Origin of the sequence: Mycobacterium sp. NPDC049093 (genome assembly GCF_040704635.1) — a bacterium.
GTDB lineage: Bacteria > Actinomycetota > Actinomycetes > Mycobacteriales > Mycobacteriaceae > Mycobacterium.
Genome location: NZ_JBEZJS010000002.1, coordinates 718,403 through 732,979, shown reverse-complemented (window position 1 = coordinate 732,979; position 14,577 = coordinate 718,403). Strand labels below are relative to the sequence as shown.

Sequence of the window (14,577 nt, the reverse complement as noted above, 5' to 3'; positions counted from 1 at the left end):
CATCCAACCCCGAGCCATTTCAGAAAGACACCAATGCAACCCTTCACCGGGGCGTCCTCGCGCGCCCTGCTCACGACCGCCGCGGTAGCCGTCACCGGCCTACTCACCGCCGCACCGGCCTGGGCCCATGTCCACGTCGACGCCGACAATCCGAGTCCGGGGACCACCTCGGTACTCACCTTCCGGGTTCCCGGCGAGTCCGATACCGGTGCGCTGACAACACAATTGAAGGTCGACCTGCCCAACGTGGCCTCGGCCCGCACCGAGGTGATGCCGGGCTGGGCCGCCAAGCTCGACCGTGACACCGCGGCGGGCACGGTCCGGACGGTGACGTGGACGGCGGCGCCCGGGGTGGGCATCTCATCCGAGCAGTTCGCGCTGTTCCGGGTGTCGGTCAAGCTTCCCGACGCGGCGACCGCGAGCTTTCCCGTCACCCAGACCTACTCCGACGGCTCGGTGGTCCGCTGGGATCAGCCGCCCCTGCCCGATGGCAGCGAGCCCGAACATCCGGCTCCACAGCTGGCACTCACCGGCACCGAGGCCGCTCCGGCGCCCAGCCCGACGGCTCCTGCCGTCGCACAGCCCGCAGGCACCGTCGACAATTCCGCCCGCTGGCTGGCCGGCGGGGCGTTGATCGTGGCAGCGGCCGCGGTGGTCGCATCCCTGCTGAACCGGCGCCGGTCATGAGCCGCCTGCTGGCCGCCTTTCTGAGCGGACTGATCCTGGCCGCGTCCGCACTGCTCGGAGCCCCCGCGGCGTCCGCACATGCGGCCCGGATCGCGACCGACCCGGCTGAACATTCCGCGCTGAGCAGCTCGCCGCCGCGGGTGAGCGCCACGTTCAACGAGGCACTGCAGCCCGCATTCGCCAACATGACGGTCGTCGGGCCCGACAACAACCTGTGGTCCGAGGGCGATCCGACGGTGGCCGGCGCGGTGCTCAGCGTCGGGGTCCGGCCGCTCGGCCCGGCCGGGACGTACACGGTCAACTACCGGGTGACCTCGGCCGACGGACACGTCGTTTCGGGTTCCTGGTCGTTCGACCTGACGGTGGCCGGATCGGGGACGCCGGGCGCGGCCGCGTCGACGCCGGCGCAGTCCGACGGCGGCATCGTGGTGTGGCCGTTCGTGCTGGTCGCCGCCGTACTCATCGGCGGCGGAGCCTGGTGGGCGGTCCGGCGCCAGCGGTGATCGGCGCGCTGATCCGGGCGCTGGCTGACGGCGCCGCCATCGTGACCCTCGGCCTGGCCGCGGTGCCACTGCTCGAATCCGACCGTTACCGCGCCGAATTGCGTCGCCGAGCCGCGGGACCGCTCGGGCTGGTGGCGGCCGTATGGCTGTTGACCGAGGTCGTACGGCTGACGGCGGACGCGGCGCAGACCGCGGGCGTCGGGTTCTGGCAGATCGGCGTCCACACCCTGACCGACTTCGGGCTCCATACGACGGCGGGCCGTTCAGGGCTGGTCGGTGTGGCGGCCGCGTTGATCGTCGCCGCGGTGGCGATCCTGGCCCCGCGCGGTGCGACGACCACGGTCGCGACAGTCGGTCTGGCAGCGGTCGGTGTGGCGGCCAGGACACTGGCCGGGCATCTCTCGGAGAGTCCGGTCGGCGGAATGGCCGTGGCGGTGCACGCACTGGCTGCCGCGGTGTGGTGCGGCGTGCTCGCCGCGCTGGTGCTCACCGTGACGCACCGGGGTCAGTGGGCGAGGGTGTTGCCGAAGTTCTCGCAGTTGTCGCTGTCGTGCGTGGGCGTGCTGCTGGTCGCCGGCGTGGCCGGGGCGGCGATCAGGCTGAACTCGCCTGCCGATCTGTGGACGACCGCCTACGGCCAGGTGTTGACGGCCAAGGTGGTCGTGACCGCGGCCCTGTTGGTGTTGGCCTGGCGTAACCGGTCGAATTGGCTGCCCGCGGCGCGGGCCCACCGCAGCAGCGCCGCACTGTCACAGAACCGTTCGTTGGTGGAGTTGGGCATCATGGCTGTGGCGGTCACCCTCGCCGCGGTTCTGGCCGTCACGGGTTGACCGCTGCGGCGCCTGGCATGATGGGAAACACTGCCGGCCCTACCCACCGCGCTCGCGCGGAACACCGGACACTGCAAAGGAGCAGCCAGATGGCAGAGCAGCAGGATCAACCCGCCGAGAAGCCCGAAACCGGGGCCGAGTCGGCTGGGGCCGACGCGTCAGCGGCCGGCGCGGATCCTGCTCCGCCCACTCCGGCCCCTCCCACTCCGGCCCCCAAGCCCGGTCCTCCGCCGGCCAAGAAGGCCGCTGCGAAGAAGGCCCCCGCCAAGAAAACCCCGGCGAAGAAGGCTCCGGCCAAGGCCGCCAAGAAAGCTCCGGCGAAGAAGGCCCCGGCCAAGAAAGCCCCGCCCGCTCCGCCTGCGGCTCCGGCCCCTACCGCTCCAGCCCCAGCCCCGGCTACTCCCGCCCCGCCCCCGGCCGAACCGGCGCCCGCGCCCGTCATCCCTCTGCCGGATGTCGCCAAGGCAGCCAAAGAGACGGCCGCCCAAGCCAAGTCGACTGTCACCTCTGCCGCCAATCCGGTGTCGGGCCCGGTGCCGTCCGCACTGAGCGAGAGCCCGTCGTCCAAGCTGCCACTGGCCGCGGCGGTGGCCGTCGGCGTACTGGCCCTGCTCCTGGTTGTGCTCAGCCGTCGGCATTCCGAGGACAGCTGACCTGAGCTTGACCCTGACGCGACGTCAGGGTCGATAGTGGCCTCATGCACGCAGATCCGCAGGTGAGATCCGTCGGCGCGGTGGCCGCGCTGACGGAGATCTCGGTGCGGACTTTGCATCACTACGACCACATCGGTCTCGTGGTGCCCAGCGTGCGTACCGCGGCGGGTTATCGCGGCTACACCGACGCCGATATCGAGCGGTTGCACCTGGTGCTGGTGTACCGGTCGGCGGGGCTAGCGCTGGATGAGATCCGGTCCCTGCTCGACGATCCGGATGCCGACGTGCTCGCCCACCTGCAACGCCAGCACAGCGTCCTGTGCGATCAGGCCGAGCAGCTGCAGCAGACCATCAAGGCAGTGGAGGAATTGATGAGCGCCCACAACAGAGGAATTCAGCTGACCGCCGAGGAGCAGGTGGAGATCTTCGGCAGCGCCGTTTTCGACGAGCACGCGGAGGAGGCCGAAGCGCGCTGGGCCGATACCGAGGAATGGAAACAGTCCCGGCAACGCACCGCGCAGATGACCAAGCAGGACTGGATCGAGTTCAAGGCCGAGAACGACGCGCTGCTCGACGCCCTGGTCGAGGGTAAGCGCGCCGGGGTCGAACCGGGCTCGGCGCAGGCCGACGAGCTGGCAGCACGGCATCGCGCCAACATTTCGCGGTTTTATGACTGCGGCGACGACATGCATGTGTGCCTGGCGCAGATGTATCTGGCCGATGAGCGGTTCACCCGCTACTACGACGATGCAGAGCCTGGGCTGGCCCAGTTCGTGCACGACATCATCGTGCAAAGTGTCGGCCGCTGACGGGCTGCGATAATCGCGGGGTGAGTATCGAACCGCGCGCCACCGCTGATCTGGTCGACGAGATCTACCCCGACGTCCGTAGCTGCGATCTGCAGTTGCAGAACTACGGCGGCAGGACCATGTTCGCCGGGCCGATCACCACGGTGCGCTGCTTCCAGGACAACGCCCTGCTGAAGTCGATCCTGTCCACCCCGGGTAACGGCGGCGTGCTTGTGGTCGACGGCGACGGGTCGGTGCACACCGCGCTGGTCGGCGACATCATCGCCGGGTTGGCCGCCGACAACGGCTGGTCCGGGGTGATCGTGCACGGCGCGGTACGCGATGCCGCCGCGCTGCGCACCATCGATGTCGGGATCAAGGCGCTGGGCACCAACCCGCGCAAGGGCACCAAGACCGGCGAGGGTGAGCGCGATGTCGAGGTCAGCTTCGGCGGCGTGACGTTCGTGCCGGGCGAGATCGCCTACGCCGACGAGGACGGCATCGTCGTCGTCGGAGACGACAAGTAGGCCACGTCGTCGCTCCCTAAGACCTACGCGAAAAAGGCCCCCACCTCGCGGTGGGGGCTTTTCTCGTTCATCGCCGCGCTAAACCGTCACAGCGGCACGGTGTTTGGTGAACATCAGCGCCTCTTCGTCGACCTTGCCGTACCGGATGGTCCGCATGTCGAAGAAGTAGTTCTGCTTGAGCTTCCACGGCGCTTCCGAGCCCGACTTGGGCAGGGAGTCCATGGCCCGCCGGAAGTAGCCCGGGGTGAAGTCCATGAACGGCAGCTCGTCGACGGCACCGCCGGGATGCTGCGGTTCGACGCGGTCGAATCCGTTGGCGTCCATGTAGTTCAGCACGCGGCAGATGAACTCGGACACCAGGTCCGCCTTCAGCGTCCAGGACGCGTTCGTGTAGCCGAACGTGATGGCCATGTTCGGCACACCCGAGAGCATGAGGCCCTTGTAGGTCATGGACCTGGTCAGATCGATCGGCTCGCCGTTGCGGTGGGCCACCGCGCCGCCGAACAGCTGCATGTTGAGGCCGGTCGCGGTGACGATGATGTCGGCCTGCAGCTCCTCACCGGAGCTCAGCTTGATGCCGGTTTCGGTGAAGGTCTCGATGGTGTCGGTGACGACGCCGGCCTTGCCGGAGCGGATGGCCTTGAACAGATCCCCGTTGGGGGCCAGGCAGACTCGCTCGTCCCAAGGGGCGTAGCTCGGGCTGAAGTGCTTGTCGTAGTCGAAGCCCTCAGGCAGGCGGCGGGTCCCCATCTTGCGCAGGAACTGCTTGAAGACCGACGGGAAGCGGCGCGCGACCTGGTACTGGCCGGTGCTGTATCCGATCTGCTTCCACCGGTTGACGAAGTGCGCCAGGTTCTTGGGCAGGTACTTGTTGGTCTTCACGGCCACCGGGTCGACCAGCGGCAGGGATCCGATGTAGGTCGGTGAACGCTGCAGCATCGTGACGTGTCCGACGCCGCCGCTGACCAGCGACGGGATGAGCGTGATGGCGGTGGCTCCGGAGCCGATCACCACGACGTTCTTGCCTGCGTAGTCGAGGTCCTCGGGCCAGTGCTGCGGGTGGATGATCTGTCCCTTGAAGTTCTCGGACCCCGGGAATTCCGGCGAGTAGCCCTCGTCGTAGTTGTAGTAGCCACTGCACACCGACAGGAACGACGCGGTGATCTGCTTGGCTTCGCCGTTGTGCTCGACGTCGACGGTCCAGCGGTTGTCAGCGTCCGACCAGTCCACCGAGAGCACCCGGTGCCCGGTGCGGATGTGGTTGCGGATGCCGTTCTCGTCGGCGGCCTCGTTGATGTAGTTCCAGATCGACTCGCCGTCGGCGATGGACTTGGCGGACTCCCACGGCTTGAACCGGAATCCGAGGGTGAACATGTCGGAGTCGGAACGGATACCCGGGTATTTGAACAGGTCCCAGGTGCCGCCGATGTTCTCGCGGCGCTCGAGGATCACGTAGCTCTTGGTCGGGCAACGGTCCTGCAGGTGCCAGGCCGTGCTGATGCCGGAAATGCCGGCACCGACGATCACAACATCGAAATGTTCGGTCATGGGACCGACGGTATCAACACCGTGTTGAGTCGGTCAACAGTGTGTTGAGAAACTCAACGCAGTGTTAGGCTGCTTGATTGTGACCAGCTCCAGCACGACGCGCGCTCCGCGCGGCCGCCGTGCCACCCGCCCGTCGGGCGACGACCGCGAGGCGGCGATTCTCGCCACCGCCAGGCGGCTGCTGGAGACCAAGAAGTTCGCCGACATATCGGTCGATGACCTGGCCAAAGGCGCCGGGATCTCGCGGCCCACGTTCTACTTCTACTTCCCGTCGAAGGAAGCGGTCGTGTTGTCGCTGCTCGATCCACTGATCAAGCGCGCGGACACCGGTTTCGACAGCGCGCTGGAGGCCATGCCGGCCGACCCCAAGCGGGCGATCCGCCGCGGTATCGAGATCTTCTTCAGCTCGTTCGGGTCGGATCCGGCCACCGCGCGCGCCGGCACCGAGGCAGTCAACAGCAGTCCGGAGTTCCGCGCGCTCTGGTCCGGGCTCATGCAGAAGTGGATCGCCCTGACCGCCGCCCTGATCACCGCCGAACGCCAACGCGGCGGCGCCCCGGAGACCATTCCGGCCATGGACCTCGCGACGTCGCTCAACCTGATGAACGAGCGGACCATGATGGCAGCCCTGAGCGCCGAACAACCCGCGGTCGACTACGACAAGGTCGTCGACACCCTCGCGCACATCTGGCTGACCAGCATCTACGGCGGCGCTCTGTAACCTATGCGAACATATGTTCGTGTCGGGTTCACCCACCGCTCCGCAGGCGGCCATCCTGCACGCTGATCTCGACTCGTTTTACGCATCGGTCGAGCAGCGCGACGATCCGGCGCTGCGTGGCCGCCCGGTGATCGTCGGCGGCGGGGTGGTGTTGGCGGCCAGTTACGAGGCGAAGGCGTTCGGGGTCCGCACGGCGATGAACGGTGGTCAGGCCAGGACGCTGTGCCCGCAAGCCATCGTCGTGCCGCCACGGATGTCGGCGTATTCGGAGGCCAGCGGGCACGTGTTCGAGGTCTTTCACGACACCACGCCGGTGGTCGAGCCACTGTCGGTGGACGAGGCGTTTCTCGACGTGTCCGGGTTGGGGCGGGTTTCCGGAACTCCGGTGGAGATCGCTCGACGGCTGCGCGAGCAGGTCAGCGAGCAGGTGGGCCTACCCATCACCGTCGGCATCGCACGCACGAAGTTCCTGGCCAAGGTGGCCAGTCAGGTGGCCAAGCCGGACGGCCTGCTGTTGGTCCCGCCCGATCGTGAACTGGCGTTCCTGCATCCGTTGCCGGTGCGCCGGCTGTGGGGTGTGGGCGCCAAGACGGCCGAGAAGCTCCACGCCCACGGCATCGAGACCGTCGCCGATGTGGCTGAGCTGCCCGAGTCGGCCCTGCGGCCCATGGTCGGCGGTGCGACGGCACGACAGCTGTATGCGTTGTCGCGCAACATCGACCGGCGCCGGGTGACGACGGGGGTCCGGCGCAGTTCGGTCGGCGCCCAACGCGCGCTCGGCCGGCGCGGCAACACGATGTCGGCCGCGGAGGTCGATGTCGTGGTGGTCAACCTCATCGACCGCATCACCCGCAGGATGCGCGGGGCCGGCCGGACCGGACGCACGGTCGTATTACGTTTGCGCTTCGATGATTTCGGCCGGGCCACCCGCTCGCACACCCTGCCCCGGGCCACCGCATCGACCGACGCGATCCTGGCCGCCGCCCGGGTGCTGGTGACGGCCGCCGCGCCGGTGATCGCCGAGCGCGGGCTGACCCTCATCGGGTTCGCGGTGTCCAACATCGATCCCGAGGGCAGCCAGCAGTTGGAGTTGCCTTTCGAATCGCAGCCCGATCCGGTGGCTATCGACGGCGCCATCGACGAGGTGCGCCACCGGTTCGGCAATGCGATGCTGACCCGCGGGGTGCTCGTCGGGCGCGATCCCGGATTGGAGATGCCCACGCTCCCGTACTAAAAGAATTGCGCGGCAATGAATCCCGCGAGCAGCACGGCGAATCCGCCGATCTCGCCGGCGATGAGGGCAAACATCCCGGCGTGCAGTGATGCGGTGGGCTTCTCGAACTGGTTGGTGGTGTCGCGCTTGGCACCGTGCTCGATGTAGGCGGCGATGGCGACGACGAAGAACAGCACGAGCACCATGGCTGCGGTGAGGTTCACCCACGTGGGCCAGGCGCTGAGTTCGACGAAGACGGCGACCAGCAGCGTCGCGAAGGAGTACAGCAGCGCGGCCCGGTGGGCGATGTCGACGTACGGGTGGGCCAGGTGGTTCTCGCTGGTGGCCATCTGCCGGTACTTCCACACCCCGAGCACCAGGGCCAGCAGGAAGATCAGGCCGGCGGCGAGCAGGGTGATGACGGTGTCGATGCCGAGTTCCGCGTGCATCGCGTGAGTTTACGAGCCTGTCGAATACCGCCGGTCACCCGCAGTGCGGTATTGCGTGCCAGCACGCCGGCAGCACTGGCCGGCACGATCACCCGGGAACCTGGCCCCATCCAGCGTTGCCGCGGCATCACGACGCGCCGGTGTCGGCGTTCGTATTCGCGCAGCGCCTTCACAGGATCGCCCCCGTAGGCGGCCACGCACTCGGAAAGTGTTGCCGCTCCGGCGATTGCCAGGCTCGATCCGTCCCCGAGCAGCGATACGCACGAGGCCGCGTCACCGAGCAGAACGATCCGCCCGCACGACCAGGTGTCCATACGGACACGACTGACCGAGTCGAAATAGATGTCGGGGGCCTCCCGCACCTGCCGCAGCAGGTCGGGCACCTGCCACCCCATGCCGGCGTAAGTGCGGGCGACGACGTCTCTGTGCGCCGACGAGTCGCGATGGTCGAAGTCCGGCAGCGCCGGGTGGCGGAAGATGAACGCGGCGATCCCACGACCGGTCGCCGGGTGCACCGCCGCCATCCGTCCGGGCTCGTTGTACATCAGGACGGTGTCGCCTTCGACCTCGTCGGCCAGGTCCACGGTGGCGACGTACAGTCCGAGATGTTCGATGAGCCCGCCATCGAACGCCAGTTCCCTTACCCGCGAGTGCAATCCATCGGCGCCGACCACCAGATCGAACCGCTGGGGCTTCGCACGTTCGAAGCTGACCTCGACACCGGCTGCATTCTGGTCCAACGCGGTGACAGTGTCGTCGTAGCGGAACTCGGCGGCGTTGCGACCGGCATCGGCCAGGATCGCGGCCAGGTCACTGCGGGGAATCTCGATCCCGTCTCCCCATTGCATCGGTGCCCATCCGATCCGCCGGCCGTGGCGGTCCACCGCGCTGATCCCGGTGGCCCGGGTTGCCGCAGACCTGAGCGCGGGCAGCACGTCCATCCGTTCCGCGACGCCGTAGGCGGCACCCCGCACGTCGACGGGACTGCCGCTGGACCGGTCACCACCGGCGCGTTCCACGACGGTGACCGCCATTCCCGATCGAGCCAGCCAGTACGCCGCGGTCGATCCGGCCACCCCCGCTCCCACGATGAGCACCGTCTTCATTTCAAGCGCCTTTCTGCAGTCAATGCAATATTGCACTTACTGCAGTTATACACTCGATGCATGCCCACCGATACCGCTGCCGCCTCGCTGCGCGAGCGCAAGCGTGAGCGGACCCGTGCCGCCATCGTCGACGCCGCGCTGAAGCTGTTCGCCGCCAACGGATACGACGGAACGACGGTGGCCGATATCGCCGCGGCGGCCGATATCGCACCGCGCACGTTCTTCAGCTATTTCGCCAGCAAGGACGACGTGCTGTTGCCCGGCGCCGACGCCCGAGTGCAGGCGGCCATCGACGCCATTGCCGAGCGCGGGCCCGAGGATCGTCCGGCCGACGTGCTGCTGCGTGCCCTCGGCTCGGTGATCGACGGTGGCCACGACTTCGCCGACGAGCAGGGTGCGCTGCGGTTCCGGCTGGTGCAGACCATTCCGGCAATCCGGGGACGAGCACTGCAGTACCAACTCGACGCCCAGCGGGAGATCGCGCAGCATCTGCAGACGGCGTACGCGGACGAACTCGACGCCATCGGTGCGGGTGCCATCGTCGGCGCCTTCGTCGGCGCGGTGACCGGCGCCGTCCAGGCAATGGTCGACACCGGCATACCCCCAGGCCGTAAGGCCCGCGCCCTGGCCTTACGGCGGGCCACCGAGATCGCGCTGCGGCCGTGGCAGCGAACTGAGCATGGAATCTGAGTAATGTCCCCCATCCGCAGCACGCCGGACTACGACAAGCTGCGAAACATGAACGCACTCAACGACTCATCCAGGGTCACCGCCGCATTCTTCCTCCAGGCCGCCATCGCTTTCGGTGCCAGTTTTCTGGGTCTGCTCGGCGGGGTCCTGTTCCTGCCCCTGGATCTGTGGCAGCGCCTGTTCCTGGCGATGACGGTCCTGTTCCTCGTGACGAGCTCGTTCACCCTTGCCAAGGTCATCCGCGATCAGCAGGAAGCCACCACCATCCGGGTCCGGCTCGACGAGGCCAGAATGGAAAAGCTGATCGCCGAACACAATCCGTTCACCTCAGCCTCCTGAGGTCCACTCCAGGAGTTGGTCGGCGGGCCAGGTGTTGACGATGCGCTCGATCGGCACCTCCGCATCGAGGGCCCGCTGGGCCCCGTAGCCGAGGAAGTCGAGCTGACCGGGCGCATGGGAATCGGTGTCGATGCTGAACAGGCAGCCGATCTCCAGTGCCATCGTGAGCAGCCGGGTCGGCGGGTCGCGCCGCTCGGGACGGGAATTGATCTCGACGGCCGTGCCGTGTTCGAGACAGGCGGTGAAGACTTTCTCGGCATCGAATTTCGACTCGGGCCGCATGCCGCGTCCCCCGGTGACCAGGCGTCCGGTGCAGTGCCCCAGCACATCTGTGTGCGGATTCGAGACAGCCTTGATCATGCGTCGAGTCATGGCCGTGGAGTCCATCGCCAGTTTGGAGTGCACGCTGGCCACCACCACATCCAGGCGTTCCAGCAGTTCAGGCTCCTGGTCCAGCGATCCGTCTTCGAGGATGTCGACTTCGATCCCGGTCAGGATCCGCATCGGGGCCACAACCTCGCGTAGCTCCTCGATGACGTCGAGCTGCTCGCGCAGCCGGTCCGGGGACAGGCCGTTGGCGATCTTGAGCCGGGGCGAGTGGTCGGTCAGCGCGCAGTACTCGTGTCCGAGGTCGCGGGCGGCCAGCATCATCTCCTCGATCGGGGCGGATCCGTCCGACCAGTTGGAGTGCACGTGCAGGTCTCCCCGGAGTGCGGCCCGTACGTCGCCGCCCCCGAGATCGACAGCCGCCTCACGTAATTCGACGAGGGTGTCGGGCTCCCGGCCGGCCCAGGCCTGCGCGATCACCTTGGCGGTCTTGGGCCCCACCCCCGGCAACGACTGCCAACCGTTCGTCGCGCCGAGGCGTTCCCGTTGGGCATCCGACAGCGCCTCGACGATGTCGGCGGCATTGCGGTAGGCCATCACCCGCCGCGGGTCCTCCCGGGCGCGATCCTTGTAGTACGCGATCTGACGTAGTGCGGTCACCGGGTCCATGGGCACTGCTCAGCAGTCGCCCGGCCGTGCCGCGCAGTGCGGCGTGGTGCCCGGGAACCGGTAGCGATGTGTGGCGATCCAGCGGTAGACCGCGTTCTGCAGTTGACGCACCCCCGGCACCCGGTACACGCGCAACGGGATCCGGGTGCCGAACCCGGCCGAGACGGCGGCGTTGATGGCTTCGGCGCCGCGGTACACCTCGCCCGAGGAGTCCTGCCACCACGCCGCTTCGAGCATCTGATCGGCCGGCACGCCGAGCCGGTCAGCGGTGCCGGCGGCCTGGAATGGCGCGGTCCGCAGATCGCCGGTGCGCTGCCGGCTCGTCAGAGCGTTCACGCTGCGGGTACACATGCCGCAGTTGCCGTCGAAGTACAGGACGCCGTTCATACCTCCAGTGTGCCCGCATCGGGACGGGCATTTGCGCCGTATGACGGGCAGCCCTACAGTGGATTGAGCAATTCCTCAATCCATCAATTCATCAGGTCCTGCCATGTCTCGGCTACTGCCCAATCGCGGCGACTACACCGAACTGCCGCGGTCGTGGCGCCGCGATGCCCTCGCCGGGGTGACCGTCGGCGTAGTGGCCCTGCCATTGGCGTTGGCTTTCGGGATCAGCTCGGGTGTGGGAGCCGCCGCCGGCTTGGTCACGGCAGTAGTGGCGGGCCTGGTCGCGGCCGTGTTCGGCGGTTCGCACGTGCAGGTGTCCGGCCCGACGGGAGCGATGGCGGTGGTCCTCGCGCCGATCGTCGCGCAACACGGACTCGGCAGCATCGCACTGGTGACGGTGGTGGCGGGGCTCGTGGTGCTGGCCGCCGGCGTCACCGGACTGGGCCGGGCGGTGACGTTCATCCCGTGGCCGGTGATCGAGGGGTTCACCCTGGGCATCGCGATGATCATCTTCCTGCAGCAGGTCCCCGCCGCATTCGCCCAGCAGGCGCCCGCCGGTGAGCGCACGCTGCCGGCCGCGATCACGGTGATCGCCCAGACGGACTGGACAGCCGCGGCGAAAACCCTTGGGGTGGTTGGGGTTGTCGCGCTCCTGATGGTCGCGCTCCCCCGCCTGCACCGCGCCATTCCGGAATCCCTGACAGCGGTCATCGTGGTCACCGTGCTGGTCAGCCTCCTCCACCTCCCGGTGGCCGCGATCGGTGAGCTGCCGTCTCATCTGCCCGCGCCGGTGCTGCCCCACGCTGATCTGGGCGCCTTGCGCACCCTGCTCGGCGCGGCGCTGGCCATCGCCGCGCTGTCGGCCATCGAATCGCTGCTCTCGGCGCGGGTTGCGGCCACCATGTCACCGACCGGACCGTACGACCCCGACCGCGAGTTGGTCGGGCAGGGTTTGGCCTCAGTGGCTTCGGGCGTTTTCGGCGGTATGCCCGCAACGGGCGCGATCGCCCGCACCGCGGTCAACGTCCGGGCCGGCGCCCGAACCCGCGTCGCGGCGATCGTGCACTCCCTGGTGTTGCTCGGCGTCGTCTACCTGGCGACGGGGCCGGTCTCGACCATTCCACTCGCCGCACTGGCCGGAGTGCTGATGGTGACGTCGTTCCGGATGATCTCGGCGGGCACGGTACGAAAGATCCTGCGCTCCACCCGATCCGATGCATTGACTTTCGTGCTGACCGCGGTGGTGACCGTGTGCTTCGACCTGATCGAGGCGGTCGAGATCGGCATCGTCGTCGCCGCATTCTTCGCGTTGCGTTCCGTGGCGCGGCGCAGCAGCGTGGTTCGAGAGGAACTTCCCGGTCCGCACCTGCCCGGCGACGACGAGATCGCGCTGCTGCGGCTCGACGGTGCAATGTTCTTCGGTGCGGCCGAACGTATTTCGAGCGCGATCGTGGACGCTGAACATCCACACACGTCCGTCGTCATCATCCGGATGTCGCAACTCGGCATGCTCGACGCCACGGGTGCGCACACCCTCGCGGAGATCGCCACCGAACTGGAGTCGCGCGGTATCACGGTGATCATCAAGGGTGTCCGACCCGAACACGCCGAGTTGTTGGCCAACGTCGGCGTGTTCGAGTCACTACGGCACGAGAACCACCTGCTCGATTCGCTGGATGACGCGGTCGCACATGCGCGAACGCACGTCAGCGCTAGGTGACCGTACGGATCAGCTTCTTGTTCACGAACTCGTCCATGCCGAACCTGCCGAGCTCGCGGCCGAAACCGGACCGCTTGATACCGCCGAACGGCAGCTCGGCCCCTTCGGCGCCGACCGCGTTGACAAACACCATGCCGGCATCGATCCGGTCGGCCACCCGCGCGGCCTGATCGGCGTCGGTGGTGAAGACGTAGGAACCCAGTCCGAACGGGGTGTCGTTGGCGATCTCGACGGCCTCGTCTTCCGATCCAGCCTTGTACACCACGGCCACCGGGCCGAAGAGCTCCTGACGGTAGGCGTCGTTGTCCACGGTGACTCCGGTGAGCACGGCAGGCGGATAGAACGCACCGCGGCGCTCACCTGCCGACTTGAGCTCGGCGCCCTGCGCGACGGCGGCCTTGACCTGTTGCTCGAGCCGTTCGGCGGCCAGTTCCGAAGAGAGCGGGGCGATCCCGTCGGCGGCCGCCAGCAGCTTGTCGGTGAACTTGGTCAGGAAGTCGTCGTAGATGTCCTCCGCGACGATGAACCGCTTGGCGGCGTTGCAGGCCTGCCCGGTGTTCTCCATCCGCCCCTCGACGGCGGCTTCCACCGTCGCGTCGAGATCATCGGTGGACAGCAGGATGAACGGGTCGGACCCGCCGAGTTCCAGCACGCACTTCTTGAGGTTGCGGCCGGCGATCTCGGCCACTGCCGCACCCGCCCGCTCGGAACCCGTCAGCGACACCGCGGCCACCCGGGGGTCGGCGATGATCTCGGCGACCTGGTCGTTGGTGGCACGGATGTCGACGTAAGCACCTTGCGGCAGCCCGGCCTCCAGGAAGATCAGCTGCAGCAGTTCGGCGGACTCGGGGCACTGCGGAGCGTGCTTGAGCAGAATTGTGTTGCCCACGATCAGGTTTGGGCCGGCGAAGCGGGCGACCTGGTAGTAGGGGTAGTTCCACGGCATGATCCCGAGCAGCACACCGACCGGGCCCCGCTTGACCACCGCGTTGCCCTCGCCCTCGAGCAGGGTGATCTTCTCGTCGGCGAGGAACTTCTCGGCGTTGTCGGCGTAGTACTGGTAGATGGCGGCGCTGTAGTCGACCTCGCCCAGGGCCTGGTCGCGCGGCTTGCCCATCTCTCGGACGATGACGTCGGCAAGCTGCTCGCGACGCTGCTCGTGCAGGGCGGCGACCTTACCGATGAGCGCTGCCCGCTCGGCCACCGTGGTGGTACGTGCCCAGGTGCGGCCGGTCTTGGCGGCAGCTTCGATTGCGGCCTGGATCTCGGCGTCGGTCGAGGTCGGGTAGGTGGCGACCACCTTTGCGGTCGCCGGATCGGTGACTGCGTACTCGCTCATGTCTACTCCCAGATGGTCTGATCGCGTGATTCCGCATATTTCCCTGCCTGAGACTACCGATTGCGGCGTCAAAATGGCACC

17 protein-coding genes are annotated in these 14,577 nt (G+C 67.7%); 11 read left to right on the top strand and 6 right to left on the bottom strand.

Going from position 1 to position 14,577, the window contains the following annotated elements; genetic code table 11:
- Positions 1–33: 33 nt before the first annotated feature.
- The 6 genes from AB0876_RS09065 to rraA all read left to right on the top strand — a co-directional run bounded on the left by AB0876_RS09065 (position 34) and on the right by rraA (position 3,988).
- On the top strand, positions 34–687 hold the full coding sequence (locus AB0876_RS09065) for a YcnI family copper-binding membrane protein (protein ID WP_491839636.1): 654 nt from the start codon (positions 34–36) through the stop codon (positions 685–687).
- On the top strand, positions 684–1,190 hold the full coding sequence (locus tag AB0876_RS09060) for a copper resistance CopC family protein (protein ID WP_491839635.1): 507 nt from the start codon (positions 684–686) through the stop codon (positions 1,188–1,190). The genes AB0876_RS09065 and AB0876_RS09060 overlap by 4 nt, the downstream gene beginning before the upstream one ends.
- On the top strand, positions 1,166–2,020 hold the full coding sequence (locus AB0876_RS09055) for a CopD family protein (protein WP_526041779.1): 855 nt from the start codon (positions 1,166–1,168) through the stop codon (positions 2,018–2,020). Before AB0876_RS09060 ends, AB0876_RS09055 begins: the two co-directional genes overlap by 25 nt.
- Positions 2,021–2,109: 89 nt before the next feature.
- Entirely contained in the window at positions 2,110–2,673 is a 564-nt protein-coding gene (locus AB0876_RS09050; RefSeq protein ID WP_526041778.1) for a hypothetical protein, read from the top strand.
- A gap of 44 nt (positions 2,674–2,717) precedes the next feature.
- Complete coding sequence (locus AB0876_RS09045; protein WP_526041777.1) at positions 2,718–3,482, top strand: MerR family transcriptional regulator; 765 nt, start codon at positions 2,718–2,720, stop codon at positions 3,480–3,482.
- A 20-nt stretch (positions 3,483–3,502) separates the two neighbouring features.
- On the top strand, positions 3,503–3,988 hold the full coding sequence (rraA, locus tag AB0876_RS09040; protein WP_135361332.1) for a ribonuclease E activity regulator RraA: 486 nt from the start codon (positions 3,503–3,505) through the stop codon (positions 3,986–3,988).
- Positions 3,989–4,066: 78 nt separating this feature from the next.
- On the opposite strand, the gene AB0876_RS09035 is transcribed toward rraA, so the two are convergent.
- Positions 4,067–5,536 carry a flavin-containing monooxygenase gene (locus AB0876_RS09035; RefSeq protein WP_526041776.1) on the bottom strand — a complete coding sequence of 490 codons (1,470 nt, stop codon included), beginning with the start codon at positions 5,534–5,536 and terminating at the stop codon, positions 4,067–4,069.
- 79 nt (positions 5,537–5,615) lie between these two features.
- On the opposite strand from AB0876_RS09035, the gene AB0876_RS09030 reads away from it, so the two are divergent.
- Together AB0876_RS09030 and dinB are read left to right on the top strand one after the other, a co-directional pair.
- Entirely contained in the window at positions 5,616–6,257 is a 642-nt protein-coding gene (locus AB0876_RS09030) for a TetR/AcrR family transcriptional regulator (protein WP_526041775.1), read from the top strand.
- A gap of 13 nt (positions 6,258–6,270) precedes the next feature.
- Entirely contained in the window at positions 6,271–7,491 is a 1,221-nt protein-coding gene (dinB, locus tag AB0876_RS09025; protein WP_526041774.1) for a DNA polymerase IV, read from the top strand.
- On the opposite strand, the gene AB0876_RS09020 is transcribed toward dinB, so the two are convergent.
- Both AB0876_RS09020 and AB0876_RS09015 read right to left on the bottom strand, forming a co-directional pair.
- Complete coding sequence (locus AB0876_RS09020) at positions 7,488–7,919, bottom strand: hypothetical protein (protein ID WP_526041773.1); 432 nt, start codon at positions 7,917–7,919, stop codon at positions 7,488–7,490. The genes dinB and AB0876_RS09020 overlap by 4 nt on opposite strands.
- On the bottom strand, positions 7,865–9,025 hold the full coding sequence (locus tag AB0876_RS09015) for an FAD-dependent oxidoreductase (RefSeq protein WP_526041772.1): 1,161 nt from the start codon (positions 9,023–9,025) through the stop codon (positions 7,865–7,867). Before AB0876_RS09015 ends, AB0876_RS09020 begins: the two co-directional genes overlap by 55 nt.
- A gap of 60 nt (positions 9,026–9,085) precedes the next feature.
- Between AB0876_RS09015 and AB0876_RS09010 the strand changes: the two genes are divergently transcribed.
- Both AB0876_RS09010 and AB0876_RS09005 read left to right on the top strand, forming a co-directional pair.
- Entirely contained in the window at positions 9,086–9,715 is a 630-nt protein-coding gene (locus tag AB0876_RS09010) for a TetR/AcrR family transcriptional regulator (RefSeq protein WP_526041771.1), read from the top strand.
- 48 nt (positions 9,716–9,763) lie between these two features.
- A complete protein-coding gene (locus AB0876_RS09005; RefSeq protein ID WP_526041941.1) occupies positions 9,764–10,054 on the top strand; it encodes a YiaA/YiaB family inner membrane protein in 291 nt (96 codons plus the stop codon).
- Here the strand turns inward: AB0876_RS09005 and AB0876_RS09000 are convergent.
- Both AB0876_RS09000 and AB0876_RS08995 read right to left on the bottom strand, forming a co-directional pair.
- Positions 10,043–11,050 (bottom strand): PHP domain-containing protein, encoded by a 1,008-nt coding sequence (locus tag AB0876_RS09000; RefSeq protein ID WP_526041770.1) that lies wholly within the window; start codon positions 11,048–11,050, stop codon positions 10,043–10,045. The two genes, AB0876_RS09005 and AB0876_RS09000, sit on opposite strands and share 12 nt — an antisense overlap.
- A gap of 9 nt (positions 11,051–11,059) precedes the next feature.
- Positions 11,060–11,437 carry a thiol-disulfide oxidoreductase DCC family protein gene (locus AB0876_RS08995; protein WP_526041769.1) on the bottom strand — a complete coding sequence of 126 codons (378 nt, stop codon included), beginning with the start codon at positions 11,435–11,437 and terminating at the stop codon, positions 11,060–11,062.
- A gap of 103 nt (positions 11,438–11,540) precedes the next feature.
- Here AB0876_RS08995 and AB0876_RS08990 point away from each other — a divergent pair, with 103 nt between their 5' ends.
- A complete protein-coding gene (locus AB0876_RS08990; protein ID WP_526041768.1) occupies positions 11,541–13,157 on the top strand; it encodes a SulP family inorganic anion transporter in 1,617 nt (538 codons plus the stop codon).
- On the opposite strand, the gene AB0876_RS08985 is transcribed toward AB0876_RS08990, so the two are convergent.
- On the bottom strand, positions 13,150–14,496 hold the full coding sequence (locus AB0876_RS08985) for an NAD-dependent succinate-semialdehyde dehydrogenase (protein WP_526041767.1): 1,347 nt from the start codon (positions 14,494–14,496) through the stop codon (positions 13,150–13,152). The two genes, AB0876_RS08990 and AB0876_RS08985, sit on opposite strands and share 8 nt — an antisense overlap.
- Positions 14,497–14,577 lie beyond the last annotated feature (81 nt).

What these genes read in the sequence shown, in the direction of transcription:
- AB0876_RS09065 (WP_491839636.1), top strand. Translation starts at nt 34, where the DNA reads ATGCAACCCTTCACCGGGGCGTCCTCGCGCGCCCTGCTCACGACCGCC.
- AB0876_RS09060 (WP_491839635.1), top strand. Translation starts at nt 684, where the DNA reads ATGAGCCGCCTGCTGGCCGCCTTTCTGAGCGGACTGATCCTGGCCGCG.
- AB0876_RS09050 (WP_526041778.1), top strand. Translation starts at nt 2,110, where the DNA reads ATGGCAGAGCAGCAGGATCAACCCGCCGAGAAGCCCGAAACCGGGGCC.
- AB0876_RS09045 (WP_526041777.1), top strand. Translation starts at nt 2,718, where the DNA reads ATGCACGCAGATCCGCAGGTGAGATCCGTCGGCGCGGTGGCCGCGCTG.
- AB0876_RS09035 (WP_526041776.1), bottom strand. Translation starts at nt 5,536, where the DNA reads ATGACCGAACATTTCGATGTTGTGATCGTCGGTGCCGGCATTTCCGGC.
- dinB (WP_526041774.1), top strand. Translation starts at nt 6,271, where the DNA reads ATGTTCGTGTCGGGTTCACCCACCGCTCCGCAGGCGGCCATCCTGCAC.
- AB0876_RS09020 (WP_526041773.1), bottom strand. Translation starts at nt 7,919, where the DNA reads ATGCACGCGGAACTCGGCATCGACACCGTCATCACCCTGCTCGCCGCC.
- AB0876_RS09015 (WP_526041772.1), bottom strand. Translation starts at nt 9,025, where the DNA reads ATGAAGACGGTGCTCATCGTGGGAGCGGGGGTGGCCGGATCGACCGCG.
- AB0876_RS09010 (WP_526041771.1), top strand. Translation starts at nt 9,086, where the DNA reads ATGCCCACCGATACCGCTGCCGCCTCGCTGCGCGAGCGCAAGCGTGAG.
- AB0876_RS09005 (WP_526041941.1), top strand. Translation starts at nt 9,764, where the DNA reads ATGAACGCACTCAACGACTCATCCAGGGTCACCGCCGCATTCTTCCTC.
- AB0876_RS09000 (WP_526041770.1), bottom strand. Translation starts at nt 11,050, where the DNA reads ATGGACCCGGTGACCGCACTACGTCAGATCGCGTACTACAAGGATCGC.
- AB0876_RS08995 (WP_526041769.1), bottom strand. Translation starts at nt 11,437, where the DNA reads ATGAACGGCGTCCTGTACTTCGACGGCAACTGCGGCATGTGTACCCGC.
- AB0876_RS08990 (WP_526041768.1), top strand. Translation starts at nt 11,541, where the DNA reads ATGTCTCGGCTACTGCCCAATCGCGGCGACTACACCGAACTGCCGCGG.
- AB0876_RS08985 (WP_526041767.1), bottom strand. Translation starts at nt 14,496, where the DNA reads ATGAGCGAGTACGCAGTCACCGATCCGGCGACCGCAAAGGTGGTCGCC.